Source organism: Occallatibacter riparius, from assembly GCF_025264625.1.
GTDB classification, from domain to species: domain Bacteria; phylum Acidobacteriota; class Terriglobia; order Terriglobales; family Acidobacteriaceae; genus Telmatobacter; species Telmatobacter riparius.
On the sequence record NZ_CP093313.1, the window covers coordinates 4,050,771 to 4,067,570 of the forward strand.

General features: G+C 60.3%; 10 protein-coding genes. 5 read left to right on the plus strand and 5 right to left on the minus strand.

What is annotated here, in order from left to right:
* The first annotated feature begins 222 nt into the window (after positions 1–222).
* Positions 223–600, plus strand: a complete 378-nt coding sequence (locus tag MOP44_RS16500) for a VOC family protein (RefSeq protein ID WP_260791282.1) — start codon at positions 223–225, stop codon at positions 598–600.
* A gap of 76 nt (positions 601–676) precedes the next feature.
* Here MOP44_RS16500 and MOP44_RS16505 read toward each other — a convergent pair whose 3' ends face one another.
* Positions 677–1,195 (minus strand): helix-turn-helix domain-containing protein, encoded by a 519-nt coding sequence (locus MOP44_RS16505; protein ID WP_260791284.1) that lies wholly within the window; start codon positions 1,193–1,195, stop codon positions 677–679.
* 198 nt (positions 1,196–1,393) lie between these two features.
* Between MOP44_RS16505 and MOP44_RS16510 the strand changes: the two genes are divergently transcribed.
* Positions 1,394–1,996 carry an HAD family hydrolase gene (locus MOP44_RS16510; protein ID WP_260791286.1) on the plus strand — a complete coding sequence of 201 codons (603 nt, stop codon included), beginning with the start codon at positions 1,394–1,396 and terminating at the stop codon, positions 1,994–1,996.
* Between the two features lie 110 nt (positions 1,997–2,106).
* Here the strand turns inward: MOP44_RS16510 and MOP44_RS16515 are convergent, their stop codons facing one another.
* Positions 2,107–2,865 carry a hypothetical protein gene (locus tag MOP44_RS16515; protein WP_260791288.1) on the minus strand — a complete coding sequence of 253 codons (759 nt, stop codon included), beginning with the start codon at positions 2,863–2,865 and terminating at the stop codon, positions 2,107–2,109.
* Between the two features lie 518 nt (positions 2,866–3,383).
* The gene (locus MOP44_RS16520; RefSeq protein WP_260791290.1) at positions 3,384–4,370 is read right to left on the minus strand and encodes a DHH family phosphoesterase; all 987 of its coding nucleotides are present in this window, start codon (positions 4,368–4,370) and stop codon (positions 3,384–3,386) included.
* A gap of 227 nt (positions 4,371–4,597) precedes the next feature.
* On the opposite strand from MOP44_RS16520, the gene MOP44_RS16525 reads away from it, so the two are divergent.
* Positions 4,598–6,574 carry a DUF4914 family protein gene (locus MOP44_RS16525; RefSeq protein ID WP_260791291.1) on the plus strand — a complete coding sequence of 659 codons (1,977 nt, stop codon included), beginning with the start codon at positions 4,598–4,600 and terminating at the stop codon, positions 6,572–6,574.
* A gap of 63 nt (positions 6,575–6,637) precedes the next feature.
* Positions 6,638–8,821, plus strand: a complete 2,184-nt coding sequence (locus tag MOP44_RS16530; RefSeq protein ID WP_260791292.1) for a glycoside hydrolase family 36 protein — start codon at positions 6,638–6,640, stop codon at positions 8,819–8,821.
* 13 nt (positions 8,822–8,834) lie between these two features.
* On the opposite strand, the gene MOP44_RS16535 is transcribed toward MOP44_RS16530, so the two are convergent.
* Both MOP44_RS16535 and MOP44_RS16540 read right to left on the minus strand, forming a co-directional pair.
* On the minus strand, positions 8,835–11,369 hold the full coding sequence (locus tag MOP44_RS16535; RefSeq protein WP_260791293.1) for a glycogen/starch/alpha-glucan phosphorylase: 2,535 nt from the start codon (positions 11,367–11,369) through the stop codon (positions 8,835–8,837).
* 123 nt (positions 11,370–11,492) lie between these two features.
* On the minus strand, positions 11,493–13,901 hold the full coding sequence (locus tag MOP44_RS16540) for a phosphoketolase family protein (protein ID WP_260791294.1): 2,409 nt from the start codon (positions 13,899–13,901) through the stop codon (positions 11,493–11,495).
* A gap of 312 nt (positions 13,902–14,213) precedes the next feature.
* On the opposite strand from MOP44_RS16540, the gene MOP44_RS16545 reads away from it, so the two are divergent.
* Entirely contained in the window at positions 14,214–16,370 is a 2,157-nt protein-coding gene (locus MOP44_RS16545; RefSeq protein ID WP_260791295.1) for a serine/threonine-protein kinase, read from the plus strand.
* Positions 16,371–16,800: the final 430 nt, after the last annotated feature.

The window sequence follows — 16,800 nt, forward strand, 5'->3', positions numbered from 1 at the left end:
TGCAAAGAGATCTGCCTCTGGATAAGGGCTCGCGCTGTTCAACGGCTGCCTGCAATAGAGCCCTGCGCCAAAAAGAACGCTTAACTCAGTGTAACGTCAGCGGCGCGCGCTGCGAACCGGATGACGACCATTTAATTTGCGATGCAAAGTCGAACCTTCGAGGTGGCCGGCAACCAATGCAAATTCGGGACTTAATGGGCAAACCGGGTATACCATGCCGCCATGTTTCTTGGAACACATTTACTGCTCTATAGTCGCGACCCGGAGGCCGACCGGGCATTCCTGCGTGATGTCCTGGAGATCCGCGCGGTAGACGCCGGTGAAGGCTGGCTAATCTTCGGCCTGCCGCCTGCGGAAATGGGAATTCATCCGGGCGAATCGCACATTGAGCATGCCGGAACAAATCTGGCTGCGAGCACCGTGTACCTGATGTGCCGCGATCTGCGCGCAACAATGATGAATCTGGAAATGAAGGGCGTGACCTGTGGCCCCGTCCAGGAAGCCGGTTGGGGCGTCGTCACATCCATCCCGCTGCCCGGCGGCAGCAGTCTGGGCCTATACCAGCCGCGTCATCCCCTGGCCATCGAAACGCCGCAGTAGGTGCGGCGCAAGCCCCGGACACGCTGCATGAGCGCGCCCGGAGCCGTGCCTGAGGAGAGGAGGTCGCGGCCTTTCGCTAGGCGGTGCGGCGCTGTCCCGTGGCTTTGTCGCGCAGCGCACCCATGAACAGCGTGCGATGCAACGAGTCCATCCGCGGCAACAGCGAAGCAATTTCCGCCAGGAAAGGATCCGCCAGAATCGAGGTGACTTCTTCCTCGCGGCGGCTCCGCGTATCCCGGACCAGCTGGCACACGTCGACCTCGAGGGCATCAGCCAGGCGCTCCAGCGAGCCCAGGGTCGGAATCGCCTTGCCGTTCTCGATCTTCGAAATGTAGGTGCGGGGCACCTGCATCCGGCCGGCCAGTTGTCGCTGGCTCAGATGCCGAGCACGGCGGATATCACGCACCTGGTTAGCCACCTGCAACCCGGCTTCGGTCGTGGTGGGCTGGCGGTCCGGTACAGGCACCGGCCCCAGTACAGGTACTTCCTCGATGTCGAGGGGTTTGTGGCAGCGGCGGCACATTGAGTTGCTGGTGCGGAACTGAACCAGCGCGCAATGTTCGCAGCGGACAACTTCACGTGAATCGACGCTCACTAAAGTAGTCGCCATCGTATTGGTGCGGAGAGCCAGAGCGGGTTCTCCGGGGTGCATTTCTGCACCACCATATGTGCTACTGTCGGGGGAGTGAACCATAATTGTCAAGTAGAAACTTGGGGTCGCCCCTAAGTTTTCCCCATCATACTCTGAAAAACCCGAAGAAACACGAACCAAATTTGCAACATGGGAGTAAACATGACCGAGCAGAACCAGTACGGGCGCGAACAGGCTCTCAGCCTCTTACGGGAATGGACCCAGAGTGACAGCCTCCGCAAGCATGCCCTGGCGGTTGAGGCCTGCGTCGCGGCCTACGGAGAGGCCGAAGCCGATCGGCTGGGACTGTCCGGCGCCGAGCGCGAGAGCCTGCTGAACCTGTACTCGACCACCGCTCTGCTCCACGACTTCGATTACGAACGCCACCCCTCCCGCGAAGAGCACCCGTTCGTCGGCGTCCGCGAACTCGAGCGGCAAGGCTGGCCCGTGGAACTGCGCACGGCCATCCTCGGCCACGCGGAGTATTCCGGCACGCCGCGCGTCACCCACCTCGACAAGGTCCTGTTTGCCTGCGACGAACTCGCCGGCTTCCTGACCGCCTGCGCGCTGGTCAAGCCCACCAAAGCCATCGCCGACGTAGAGGTCCCCAGCGTGAAAAAGAAGATGAAGGACAAGGCCTTCGCCAAGGGCGTCAACCGGCAGGACGTGATCCAGGGCGCCGCGGAACTCGGCGTCGATCTCGATGCCCACATCGCCTTCTGCATCGAGGCGATGAAAAAGCGGGCCGCCGATCTGGGCCTTTAGAGCCTGCGGAAAAGCTCTTCCGGCGACGAATTTTCACGCGGCTTCCAGGATGCGGAATCTTCAGCAATGGGAAGTATTGGCGGTGACTCGCCCACGATAATGCGCAACTCTCAGGGCTGAGGCAATCCACTGCCAAATCTACCAGCGTTCGCGTTCATCCTCGCGACGTATTCGGCATCGCGTTGGGCTTGCGCCTGTGCTAAGCGAACGAAGGCCCCGGGGCTGTCGCTCAGTAGCTCATTTCCGTGATGGCGCAACGCGTCCGAGACGAACTGGAACCAAGCGTCAACATCTCGTTCTGTGCTTAAGTGAATGGCTTGAGGAACTGATTTGTAACGCTGATCCCCACAGAGGTACAGCAAGTCTTCAAGCCAGAAATCGCCCAAATCACCCCGTCTCATCGAGAACGAGAGGCTAGATTGCGTCGCCCAGCCAATCTCAAGCACTACGGCTCCGCGAGTTATACGCATGCCTGTCGGCTGCTCATCCGCAACAGTGAACCCATACTGATCAAACAAGAAGTCAAAGCGGCTACGGAGAACCGCAAGCACTCCGAGGTGTCCATCTGGTGGGATCGGTATTTCGGCTATTTGTCCCAGCAGTGTCTCAGCCCGATCCAGAAGAGGCCGGTAACGCTCTTCGGCTCCCGCAGCAGAAACGCACTCGCGCAGCTTCTGAAAGAGCATTAAGTCGCTCTCCGAGCGAACGCGATAGTTGACCCGGGTGTCCCCCGCAACGGCACGCTGGCCGAGGTGGCCCAGATCATCCATAGCTTCGTAAATGTCGTTTTGCAGTGGCCCTATGCCCCTCTCCGCCTTCAGTTGCGAAACCGACGACTCTAGGGCCGCAAGATTCTCTTTGAGAGTCATTTGCCGGGAAATCCTCAGGCGATCATATCGCGTTCTGGGCGAGTGGTTGGCGATGCGGAAGTTTGGCGGTCCAGCGGGCCGCCCCAGCAGGTTACGCTCACCTGCCACGACGAGCTGCATCACCTGTGATGGCCAACACAGTCCGGGCGTCACCTTCCACGGCATACTTAACCTCTTCGGCCATGACCTGCTTACCTGATCCTCGTTTTGAGTCCGCCCGTTCCGTTCGTGCTCCCCTCAAAACGGCTAGTAACTAGAAAGGTATTGGGGTTACTAGAAAATTAGCTACCCCACCCCCTGTTTTTGCTTCTCCATATATTCGCCAAAATTTCCGTATTAAGCAGATTTTAAGCAAGATGGTCGTATCCAGAATTCCATAGACACAAAACAACTTGTCGCAACAACTAATTCCCAAATTTACTTGCCAGTAAATAGGCCAATGTCGCTTCATTCGAGGTCGGCTGACGAGCCAGACTGCTGGTCCCAAGACCAGTGCGAGCCGACGATTGCGAAAGCGATCAAAGCGGATTCTTAGCCCGCAGCTCCGCCACAATCTCCGCCGCCGCTTTGCGTGCCTCGTCCTCGCGGTCGGGCGGGAAGCTGATGGCGCCCACGCGCGCATGTCCGCCTCCGCCGTAGCGCTCGCAGACCTGGGCCAGATTCACCATCTTCGCGGGATCGGCCTTGGTCCACGGGTTCGAACCCACTGCGACCTTGGTCCGGAAGCTCGACTTCGACAAGCCGATCGAATACGTCGCCTGCGGATGCAGGTAGTACGGGATGAACTTGTTGAAGCCCTCAGTCGGGTGGTCCGTGATATCGAAGAAGATCGTGCCGTCCCGCTCTTCGCTGCGGCTGCGAATCAGCGCGATGTCGCGCTCGTGGCGTTCGAGCAGCGGCGGCAAAAGGTCGGCGACAAACGGCTGCGCCAGCACCTCGCTCAGCGGCATCTCCGTCAGCAGCGGAATCAGCCGCGGAATGAACGTCGGGTCCTGAATCGACTCGATCACCAGCGTCAGCTTCATCGCCGGCGCGGCCATTTCAACTGCGCTCTCCGGGCTTTCGTAGAGCGCGCCGTCCACGATGTTGGCCCAGTGAATCAGATCGGCAACCGGCTTGGTGTCGAAACCGAAGCGCGTAGCGCCGATATGGGCGAGAAAGCTGGTGCAGGATGTGTAGGTCGGGTCGAAGAACTTGCGGGACGCGCACGTGGGGTCCTGTTCGCAAGCCTTGAAGTGGGCCTGATCCTGCGGCGTGAGGAAAGCCGAGAGGTGGTGGTCGAACCACCAGGTGATGCGCGGCGAAGCCGAGTACTTGAAGTCGACGATGGCGTTCTCGTCGCCCGTGAACTGCGCCTCGTCAAACAGAGCGCCCGCGCGATGCACCAGGCCGTGATACTCGTAAGCTGCGTCCGCCGCGATGCATTCGCGGTGAAAGCGGGTGAACAGCGAGGCCGAGCAGGCTCCATCGAAGCATTTGTCGTGATAGAAGACGCGAACCCGCAAAAGTGGCTACCTTCCTCAGAAAGAAAAAATCAAAAGGACCAGAACTGTTAAGGATCAAGGGCAGGGCTGCTTGTGTCAAGGCGGCTCAGGCCGTCGCGCGAACGTTGGTCATGCAGCGTGATGGGGCTCACTGCCAAACGTGTACGCCAATGCAATAAAGAACTGGGGATTCCTTGGCGCAAGGTCGCGCGCACTCCCTGAACGAACCCACAGAAAGTGAGCCCGCCATGGCCGTTGCAGCCCTAAGCCTCGGTGTCCTTGATTTCCAGTCCTGCTGGGCCGACCTCGATCTCCCCGCCCACGTGCGGGAGGTGCTCAGCGCCGCGCCCCTCGTGCAGACTCCCGAGACGCGCTCCCAGCTTCTCGACTGGGCGCTGGGCCGCACCACCGGCGAGACCGACTGGACCCTCGGCAACCGCTACGATCATGGCGTCTACGAGGCCTACTTCCAGACGCCTGGCCACGGCCGCGTCTGCGAAGCCATCATTACCAAGGCCCGCAACGGACTGGCCATCAACTTCCCTGACCCCGCCATGCGCCGCCGCGACCCCGACGCCATGGTCATCGGCGACTCTTCCCCAACCGATAAACCCACGTACGCAGAAAGGTTCGGGAGAACCTTCGACGACACGCGCCAGCAGACACTCGACTGGCTCAAGACTCAGGAACTTGTCGCCATGCCGTTCTACGCGGGCGAGGACAAGCTCGGATACGGCTCGCTCCTGATCGTTCCGCGCCAGGCCTCGTTCTTCGCTGCCGCGCTGGCCGATCTCCAAGGCATGATCCCACGCAGCCAGGTGCCCACGAATTTCCGCATCACGGGCGGAGTGCTCTTTGTCGCACCACCATTCCGCCACACCCACTTCGGCGGAAAGCAAATCGTTGTGCACCACCGCAGTGAGAGCCACCAGGAAGTGTTTGCCTATAACCTCTATCCCGGCCCCAGCGCGAAGAAAGGCGTCTACTCCATGCTCCTCGACATCGGCGAGCGCGAGGGTTGGACGACCAACCACTGCGCGGCGGTCGCCGTCATCACGCCTTACGAGAACCAACTCATCCTCATGCATGAAGGCGCCTCCGGCGGCGGCAAATCCGAGATGACCGAGCCCGTCCATCGCATGGAAGACGGCCGCCTCCTCATCGGCCGCAACGTCATCACCAAAGAGGAGCGCACCCTCAACCTACCTGAGGCCTGCCACCTGCGCCCCATCGCAGACGATATGGCCTGCGCGCACCCGAGCTACCAGGGCCGCAGCGGCCGTCTCACCATCGCCGACGCGGAAAACGCCTGGTTCGTCCGCGTGGATCACATCCATGAGTATGGAACCGCACCGAACCTCGAGCGCCTCTGCATCGATCCGCCCGAACCCCTCGTCTTCCTCAACCACTACATCGTTCCCGGCGGCACCTGCCTCACCTGGGAGCACGTGGAAGACGCGCCCGGCAAGCTCTGCCCCAATCCCCGTGTGATTCTGCCCCGCCGCATGATTGCCGACATTGCCGCCGGACCGCGCCCCGTCGACGTCCGCAGCTTCGGTGTCCGCTGCCCCGCGACCCACAAAGACGCCCGGCTCTACGGGATCCTTGGCCTCATGCATGTCCTCTCGCCGGCGCTCGCGTGGCTCTGGCGGCTCGTCGCCCCGCGCGGTCACGCCAACCCCAGCATCCAGGCCTCCAAGTCGAAGGAGATGCAATCGGAAGGCGTCGGCTCCTACTGGGCGTTTGCGACCGGCCGCCGCGTGGATCAGGCCAACCTGCTGCTGCGCCAGATTGTCGACACGCCGGAGACGCGCTACGTGCTTATCCCCAATCAGCATATTGGCGCATGGAAGGTCGGCTTCATGGCCGAGTGGATCGCCCGCGAATACCTGGCCCGCCGCGGCAGCGCCAAGTTCGGCCGCGAGCAGGTGGACGAAGCCCCCTGTGCGCTGCTCGGATATATCCCCAGCCAGCTTAAGGTGGAGGGCTCCATCATCCCACGCGTCTTCCTGCGCGTGGAGGAGCAGATCCAGGGCGGCCTCGATGTCTACGAGGAAGGCGCTCGCCAATGGCGCGAGTTCTTTGCGAAGGAACTCCAGCAGTTCCTGGTCCCAGAACTCGATCCGCTAGGCCGCACCATCATCGAAGCATGCCTTGCCAACGCCACGCCCGACGACTACCGCCGCCTGATCCCTCACCCCATGTTCCGCGACGAGGATCACTGAAAGCTAAAGGAATCTGATTTCGTAATTGGCGAATCGCACTTCATGCGGAGAGAATGTCTTGCAATGTTTCGGACAGGTTTTCCGCTTCTCTTCTTCACCGCAGCAGTGGCGGCGCTCAACTCCGCGGATGCCGCCACGCCGCGGCCGCCTGATCCTTCCATCGCCACTTCTGACATCGTGCTCTCGATCAACGCCTCCGACGCCGGTCCCAAACTGACCTGGATTCAAAGCCTCTCGGGAACTGGTGCCGCCAACCTGGCAGAAGAGCCGCTGCCCGCTTCAGTCGAGTTCGACGGCGCGCAGACGCCGCTCACGTGGAAGCACAATGAATCGCTCGACACCATCGAACCGCACAAAATCGCACTCGTCTACGAATCGCAAAATCCCCACCTGCGGCTCGTCTGGAAATGGGAAGCGCGTGCCTCCTTCGGCCCTGTCGAGCACACCATTACCGTTAAGAATCTCGACACCCGCGAAGTCTGGCTCCCGATGATCGATTCGTTGCGCCTTGCGTTCCATGCGGAGCCGAACATCGCCTATCGCCACTTCTACGTCGAGAAAGGCGCCGACAAACCCTCGCCACAAGGTACGCACCTCGAGACTATCTCCGGCGGCTACAAGTGGACCGGTACATCCTCCACCTACGGCGACCGGCAGGCGGGCGAACCTCGCGAAATCATCCCCGCCGAATTCGTCTTCTCCGATACTTCGTGGACACAAAACTGGTACGCAGGGATCGAGTTCGGCGGCCGCACCCGCATCTCCGTCGAGCGCGCCAACAACCGCATCACCACGGCGCTCGGACTCAATCCCGCACCCGGCCCATTCCGCACCCGACTCAATCCCGGCGCCACCTTCGAAACCCCCACCGTCTTTCTCGGCGCATTCAGCGGCGGCCCCGACAGCGCAGCGAACCAGCTTCGGCCGTGGGTCCGAGCCGTCCTCGGCAACCAGCTCACATGGCGGGATCCGCACTATCCGTACGTGGTCAACAACAGTTGGGGTAGCGGCATGGCCGTCGACGAACCCCTCGCTCTGCGCATGATCGGCGAATCGAAAGAGCTGGGCGTGGAGATGTTCCACATCGATGCGGGCTGGTTCCGCGGCGTCGGCGATTGGTTTCCCGATCCAAAGAAGTTCCCCCACGGGCTCGCCCCCATCGCCGATGAAGCCCACAAGCAAGGCCTTCGCTTCGGCATCTGGGTCGATTGGACGCAGGCCGCGCTCGACACCCAACCCGGTGCGCTCAACGTCCGCGATCCGAAGGTTGCCAACTGGCTGGTCAACGACGTCGCACCAGACTGGAAGCCTGAAGAGTTCAAGGGGCAGACCATCGACATCGGCGTCCCCGCCGCCGGCGATTACGCTCTTAAAGAAGTCAACCGCATTATCGACGACTACCACCTCGACATGCTGGAGCACGACGGCTACCTCGTCGCCGAGGGCTGCACGCGCTCCAACCACCCCCACGCGCCGCCCAACCGCAGCACTATGAAAGTGGTGCACGAGTGGGGAGGCGACTTCGTCACAGCCGATAACTCCACGGATGTCAGCTATCACGCAACGCGCGCTTACTACGACATCTACGCGCGCACCCGCGCCGCGCATCCCGGTCTGATCTTCGAGATCTGCAACGACGGCGGCCGCATGGTCGACTTCGGTTCCGCCGCGCATGGCGACTACTTCTCCATCACCGATAGCTACGACCCGCTGTCAAACCGCCGCGCCTTCTACGACACCAGCTACATGCTCCCCCCGGCCATGCTCGAGAGCTACGTCGAAAAGTGGCCAACGCCGCGGCGTGAAAACTTCCTCTACATGTTGCGAAGCGGCATGATGGGCTGGCTGACGCTAATGATGGACACTTCCGCGTGGACGCCCGCGCAACACGAGACTGCGAAGCAGGCGATCGCCCTCTACAAAGAGAAGCTGAGGCCGCTCATTCGCGATGCCGAGATATTCCACATCACATCGCGCCCTGACGGCGTGCACTGGGATGGCATCGAGTACTGGGATCCCGCATGCGGCGAGGGCGTCGTGTATGCCTTCCGCGGTAGCGTGCCGAACGAGCCGCAGCATGAGTTCACCCTTGACGGCGTCGACCCCGCGCAGAAATACAAGCTGCATTTTCAGGATGCAAGCTCTCCCGACCGCACTGCGACCGGCCGCGAGCTGATGCGGGGGCTCAGCGTGAATCTGCCGCAGCCGCTCAGCTCAGAGCTGGTCTTCTTTAGCGCGATCCAGTGAGCCGCGCCAGGCATTAACGGACCGGGCAGGGCTTCGCATCCCAGATCTCTGCCGCGTATTCAGCGATGGTTCGGTCAGAGGAAAACTTCCCAGAGCCCGCGATGTTGAGGATGGCCATGCGCGTCCATGCGTCTGGGTCGGCATAGAGCTTGAGCAGGCGCTGGTCGGCCTCAATGTAAGAGGTCAGGTCCGCGAGGTGCATGTAGAAGTCGCCGCCCGTAAGAAGCGTCTTGCGCAGTGGCTCGAAGATGCCTGGCTCGTTCGCGCTGAAGTGGTCAGAGAAGATGAGATCAAGCGCCGCGCGAGTTTCGGGCTCATTCTCGTAGTGCCACTGCGGGTTATACCAGCCTCGGTTGTCAGCTACCTGATCCGCGGTGAGTCCGAAAAGGAAGAAGTTCTCCTCGCCGGATTCTTCGGCCATCTCAATCGTTGCGCCGTCGCGCGTGCCAATCGTGAGCGCCCCGTTCATCATGAACTTCATGTTGCCGGTGCCGCTGGCTTCATAACCGGCGGTGGATATCTGATTGGAGACCTCCGTCGCAGGTATCAGCCGCTCGGCCAGAGACACCCTGTAATCGGGGAGGAAGAGCACCTTCAGCCGCCCTCGTACTACTAAATCGTTGTCGATCACGGCGGAGATGTTATTCACGAGCTTGATGATCAGCTTGGCAAGCGCGTAAGCGGGCGCAGCCTTTCCGGCAAAGAAGAAAGTTCTCGGCTGCATTTCGAGATCAGGATTTTCGCGCAGCCGATTGTAGAGAACGATGATGCGCAGCGCATCGAGCAGCTGCCGCTTGTACTCGTGGATGCGCTTAACAACGCTGTCGAAGATGGTGTCAGGGTTGACAACGACTCCTTGAGTGGTTCTGAGCCACGCGGCAAAGCTCGCCTTTGCACCACGCTTGGCGCCGCGAACGCGGCTGCGGAATTCGGCATCATCGGCAAGAGGCGTCAGCTTGCGCAACTCGCTGAGATCTGTGATCCAGCGGTCGCCGATGGCGTCGGTAATGACTGCAGACAGTGCGGGATTGCAGAGCAGCAGCCAGCGCCGCTGCGTCACACCGTTTGTCTTATTGTTGAACCGCTCCGGGAGCATGTCGTGAAAGTCTCTGACGGTTTTGGTACGCAGCAGCTCGGAGTGAATCGCGGCAACTCCGTTGGTGCTGTGCGAACCCACAATTGCGAGATTGGCCATGCGGATCTTGCGCGTCGAACCCTCTTCCACCAGGCTCATGCGCGTAACGCGTGCTTCATCTCCAGGGAAGCGCTCACGGACAGAGTCGAGGAAACGGCGATTGATCTCGTAGATGATTTCGAGGTGGCGCGGGATGAGCATCTCGAACCACTCCAATGGCCATTTTTCTAGAGCCTCAGGAAGCAGCGTGTGATTCGTGTATGCCAGCGTTCGTTGCGTGATGTCCCACGCCTCGTCCCAGCCGAGACGCGCATCATCGAGCAGGATGCGCATGAGTTCGGGAACAGACAGCGTTGGATGGGTGTCGTTGAGCTGAATGGCCGCCTTATCGGGAAAAGCATGCCAGTCGTCATTCGCAGCGCGGAAACGCCGGACGAGGTCGCCGAGTGAGGCTGCGACGAGCAGGTACTGCTGGAAAAAACGTAACGCTTCGCCCCTCATTGTAGAGTCGTCCGGATAGAGAACGCGCGTGATGGTCTCAGCTGCGAGACTGTCAGCGAGAGCAGCGATGAATTCTCCCTTGCTGAAGCGATGGAAGTCGAAGTAATCGGGAGCAGCGGCAGCCCACAATCGAAGCGTATTGACGGTTGTGCCGCCGTATCCGACGATGGGACGGTCGTAGGGAATGGCGATGAGCGTGGAAGGCTCGTTGCTCAGCACCTTAAGACGTCCATCTTCCATATGGAAGGAACAGTTCAGCTTCACTTCGATTGCTTCATCCGGCCGAGCCACTTCCCATGGGTCGTTGTACCGCAGCCAGTTGTCAGGGCGCTCCACCTGCCAGCCGTTGTCGATGGACTGCTTGAAGATGCCGTATTCGTAGCGCAGACCGTAGCCCATGGCAGGAAGCTGCAAAGTGGCCATGGAGTCGAGGAAGCAGGCCGCCAGGCGACCTAGGCCGCCATTGCCGAGGCCCGCGTCAGGCTCCTCTTCAAGAATGTTCGTCCAGTCGATGTTCTTCGACTTGAACACCTCGCCTGCGACGGAATCGAGCTGGAGATTGCGAATGTTATTTCCCAGAGCGCGGCCCATCAGGAATTCCATTGAAAGGTAGTAGACGCGTTTCGCATTCTCGCGCTGGTACGTCTGCTCAGTCCGCACCCAGCGCTGCGAGAGAACATCACGCACAGTGCGCGCAACCGCTTCATACTGCAAACGCGCGTTTACGGACTCTTCGCCCACCACGTTGTCATGGAAGAGATGGCGATCGTAGAGAGCGTCGGCGGATCCAGAGAATCCGACAGGCCCGCAGGCATAACGATCAACAAGTTCCTGTGGAACCACGGCCGATCTGGAGACTGCAGTTTCGCCGTCCAGCTGGGGCAGATTGCTTACTACGGTCGATTCGCTCATTGAAACGTCCTTCTCGTCCCATTCCTGTATTCGGAAATCTACTGTTGGACCAGGTGCTCCCGGCCGCATGGCGCCGCGCTGCGGCCGGAGTCCGGCCTTGCTAAATTGCTTCAGACCGTGGTCTCACGCCGGCCACATCCATTGGTCCTCTTCCGGCTTGTCGATGCCGTTTTGATAGGCGTAGTCGATGCACTCGATCTGCATGTTGCGCAACTCTTCTTTGGCGTGCGCGCCCGTAGCCTGCAGCGACGGAACCCTGTCGATCACATCCATGGCAAGGCTGAAGCGATCGATCTGGTTCTTGATAGCGAGATCGAGCGGCGTGTTGATGTTGCCCTTTTCCTTGTAGCCGCGTACGTGCAGGTTCTTGTGGTTGCAGCGGCGATACGTCAAGCGATGGATCAGCCACGGATAGCCGTGGAAGTTGAAGATGATCGGCTTGTCTTTGGTGAAGAGGCTGTCGAAGTCATTGTCAGACAGGCCGTGCGGGTGTTCGGTGCAGGGCACAAGCCTGTAGAGATCGACCACGTTGATGAAGCGGATTTTGAGGTTGGGGAAATGCTTGCGAAGCAGCACAACCGCGGCGAGCGACTCCTTCGTGGGAATGTCGCCGGCGCACGCCATCACGACATCGGGCTCCACCCCCTCATCGTTGCTGGCTTGCTTCCAGATGCTGAGGCCCTTGGTGCAGTGGACGATGGCCTCTTCCATCGTCATGTACTGCAGGTGCTTCTGCTTGTCCGACACGATGACGTTGATGTAGCCGGTGCTGTTGAGACAATGATTGGCTACGCTGAGCAGAGAGTTGGCGTCGGGCGGCATGTAGATGCGGCACACCTCGGGGCTCTTGTTCACCACAAGATCGAGGAAGCCCGGATCCTGGTGCGTGAAACCGTTGTGATCCTGGCGCCAGACGGTCGACGTAATGAGCAAATTCAGCGACGAGATCGGCGCCCGCCACTTCTGCTCGAGCGACGAAGCAAGCCACTTCGCGTGCATGTTGAACATCGAGTCGATCACGTGCACGAAGGCTTCATAGGTTGAGAAGAAGCCGTGCCGGCCGGTCAGCAGATAGCCCTCAAGCCATCCTTCAAGCGTGTGCTCTGACAGCATCTCGAGCACGCGGCCGTCAGGAGCAAGCTCGCCGCCATCCGCGTCCACGGGCAGGTAATCAGCCAGCCACAGTTTCTTGCTGGCTTCGTAAATGGCGTCGAGCTTGTTCGAGGTGTTTTCGTCGGGGCTGAAGACGCGGAAGCTGTGCGGGTTCTCACGCACAATATCGCGCAGGAACCACGCGAGCGGACGGGTGTTCTCCGCGGCCACGCGGCCTGACTGCTTGACTTCGATGGCGTAGTCGCGAAAGTCCGGCAGGCGCAGAGACCGCCGGATGAGACCGCCGTTGGCGTGAGGGTTAGCGCTCATGCGGCGCGTTCCGGTCGGCGCAAGCTCCTTCAGTTCGGGAACAAGGCGCCCCGAAACGTCGAAGAGCTCTTCAGGCTTGTAGGAGCGCAGCCACTCTTCGAGAAGCTGGAGGTGGGCCGGGTTCTCGCGCACGCCTGCGAGTGGAACCTGGTGTGCCCGCCAGAAGCCTTCTACGTGATGCCCGTCCACTTCCTTCGGCCCTGTCCAACCTTTGGGGCTGCGCAGCACGATCATGGGCCAGCGCGCTCGTTGCGGATTCCCGGAGGCCCGGGCTTCGCCCTGGATGCGCCGAATGTCGAGCACGCACCGCTCCATGGTGGCAGCCATCTTCTGGTGCATCTCTTCAGGGTCGGAGCCTTCAACAAAGTGCGGAGTCCAGCCATATCCCTTGAACAGGCTCTCCAGCTCTTCATGCGAAATCCGCGAGAGCAGCGTCGGATTGTTGATCTTGTAGCCGTTCAGATTCAGGATGGGAAGCACCGCGCCGTCCCGCACAGGGTTCAGGTATTTGTTGGAATGCCACGAGGTAGCCAGCGCGCCAGTCTCCGACTCGCCATCGCCCACCACCACAGCGACGATGAGATCGGGATTGTCGAATGCCGCGCCGAATGCGTGGGAAACGCTATAGCCTAGTTCGCCGCCTTCGTGAATGGAGCCCGGAAGCTCCGCTGTGCAGTGGCTTCCTATGCCGCCAGGGAATGAGAACTCCTTGAAGAACGTCTTCATCCCGGCAACGTCTTCGCTCTTATTTGGGAAGACTTCAGAGTAGGTGCCTTCAAGGTAGACCGGCCCGAGCACGCCGGGTGCGCCGTGCCCCGGCCCCGCGAGGAAGATGGCATCCAGGTCGTATTTCTTTATGAGGCGATTGAGATGAATGTAAGTGAAGCTCAGCGCCGGGCTCGCACCCCAATGGCCCAGAAGGCGGCTCTTGATCTGGTCTTTGTGGAGCGGTTCACGAAGCAGGGGATTGTCGCGCAGATAGATCATTCCCGCGGCAAGGTAGTTGCAGGCTCGCCAGTAGGCATGGATATTCCGAAGTTCTTCGTCCGAAAGGGTGTGAGCGGTTGTGCCCGCTACGGCAGCTTGCGGCTCAAGCGATGTAGCACTCATTTAATTCCTCCGGTTGTCTCCGCTGCAGAATAGTGACTGGGCTGCTGAGGAGTTGTGATGACGTTCACAGAGGGTTTGGCGGCTATTCGTTCTCAACGCCGATGATCAGGGGCCAGGGCGGGGAAGAACACTGTCAAAAATGGTAGGACGGCCGGCTCCCGGGCGATTCAACGCTAGATGAATCAGCGCTGAGTTCTCTCCGCCGGTAAATGTGATCGTCGTGTATCCTACACTCCATCGGGCAACTTCCTGAATGATCGAACCTTAGATGAAGGAAGATTAATAGACCCCTCTGGCCCCCGAGGTTTGGAGATGGCGGAAATTCCTTCCCCGGATGTAACGCAATCGCGGGACATGGAGTCGACGCGTCCGCTGGCGGAAGAACGCCGAACGGCGCAGGCGATCGATGTCGACTGTGTCCATCCCCGTACGTGGGGCGATTTCCAGTTATTGCAGAGGCTCGGCCGCGGCGGCTTCGGCGAGGTGTTCCGCGCCTGGGATCCCATGCTGGAGCGCGAAGTCGCGCTGAAACTGCTGCTGCCGCGCGGCCAGGATGAAGAACAGCAGTTTGCCACGCTGATCACGGAGGCCCGGGCGATCGCCCGTGTGCGCCACTCCAACATCGTCTCCGTCTATGGTGTGGATCGCCGCGAGGGGCGCGTCGGCTTCTGGAGCGACTACGTTCGCGGGCAAACTCTGGCCGCCTGGATCGCGGCGTGCGGTCCTCTGAATGAAGAGGAAGCAGCCAAGGTTGGCATGCAGCTTTGCAATGCCCTGGCGGCCGTGCACAACGCGGGCCTTCTCCATCGCGATATCAAGCCGGGCAATGCCATGCGCGACCAGGATGGGCGGGTCCTGTTGATGGATTTCGGCCTGACCCAGGAACTGCTCGCGACGGCTTCGCTTGCTGGGACACCGGGCTACCTGGCGCCGGAATTGCGCGACGGCCAGCAGGCAAGCGCGCAAAGCGATATCTACGCAATGGGAGTTCTGCTGCGATTCTTGCTCTCTGGCTCGCCGGTGCCACTTGTGCCTGCACCCGGCAAGCAGAAGACGCCATCCCGTTTGCAGTTGATCATCGCGAAGGCAACGGAGATGGATCCGAAGGCGCGATTTGCGAGCGCCGATCAGATGGCGAAGGCCCTGGGCGAGATTGTTGCCGCGCCGGCGCAGAGGCCGCAGACCGTCTGGTCGAAGTGGCTGTCGCTGCCTTGGCTCGTCGTTCTCCTGCTGGCGCTAGGCTTTGTTTTCGGGCCTCGATTGTTCAGGAAGGTAGATTCCGGTGTCGGCCCCGCCGCCGGAACGCCGGCCTATGCAGATTACCTCGCGGCCAACGAGGCGCTCGGCCGATATGACAAGCCGGGGAATACGGACAAGGCCATCAGCCTTTACCAGGCGGCACTGAAGAATTCCCCGAATTACGCCCTCGCGGAAGCGGGCCTGGCACGCGCCTACTGGCGCAAATTTTCGGATACGTCGGAAAGCAAGTGGGCCGATCAGGCGACTGAGGCTGCAGGACGCGCGGCCCAGATGAATCCCAATCTGGCCGCAGTGCAGATGACACTCGGGTCGATCCACGTGGACCAGGGCAAGTTTGAAGTCGGCGTGGACGAATTGCAGAAAGCGGAAAATCTCGACCATCGAAGCTCTGACGTGCATGCGGCGCTGGCCGAAGCCTACCGGCAGCAGGGCCGCCTCGATGACGCGAAGAACGAGTTTCAGACAGCGATGGACCTTGATCCGGACAACTGGCGATGGCCGTATCTGCTCGGCGCGCTCCAGATCGACTCAGGAGATTTGACGGGAGCGGAAAAGAATCTGAAAGCCGCGCTGGCGAAAAGTCAGGATAATGCTCGGATCTTGTATGACCTCGGAATTGTTTATCGGAAGCAGGATCGCTTAGCAGAGGCCCAGAACGTATTGGAGGGGTCTGTTGAACTGGACCCGCGACCGAATCCCGTGACCGAATTGGGTAATGTTCTGTTTCAGAAGGGAGACTATGCGGGGGCTATCCAGAGATTCCAGCAGGCAATAAAGATCAGCGAATCGAAGTATGGGGCCTGGGGCAATCTGGGCACGGCATATCTCGCTAGTGGTGAGGGGACCAGAGCTGATGAGGCCTTCAGAAAGGCCATTGCTCTTGGATTGGCGCAGGCTGCTAAGACTCCCGAGGATTCATTTGTCGTCTCAGTGCTTGGATACTACTACGCAAATATCCATGATCGCGATCATGCGCTGCCCTTGATGCGCAAAGCAGTTGCTTTGGCTCCAGGCGATCCTGATGTCCTTGAGCGGGTTGGAGAGGCTTATGAACAGCTTGGTGATCGTCAGCAGGCGCTCGCGTTCCTCGAGAAGGCATTGAAGCAAGGCTATTCTGCCAGCTACGCCAGGTCAGATCCGGCACTCAAAGCTCTTCGGCGTGACCCTAACGCCCCGTCTGCGATTCGCGAGTCCAATTCCTCTCGTTAAAAGGGGCAGATGGAGTGGATCAAATGACCAAGCGAGTGGCGAAGCCAGACGACCGCATCGCTGTCAGCCGCACCGGCCGGGTTTATAGCGATAGACAAGAACTAAGGTTGGCTCCTCATTCCGATTGACATCTATGCTTTGCATTTCCGATGATTCGTTCCAGCCCCAGTGTTCACAATCACTTCACGACACCTTCGGGCCTCCCCCCGGAAGGAAAGGAGGCGGAAACCATGGCCACTCCCAGTAGTTCCAACAATGCGCCAAAAAGCGCCAAACCGAAAAAGACCAAACTGACCCCCAACAAGGCAGCACTCAAAACCAGCACTGCCAGCCAAACAGGCCGGTAGGTGTCCCCAGGGAGAAGACGGAGGCGGCCGGAAGGCCGCCTTTTCGTATGCGTCTTCCAAGTCATCCCCCGGATGGGTGGCGT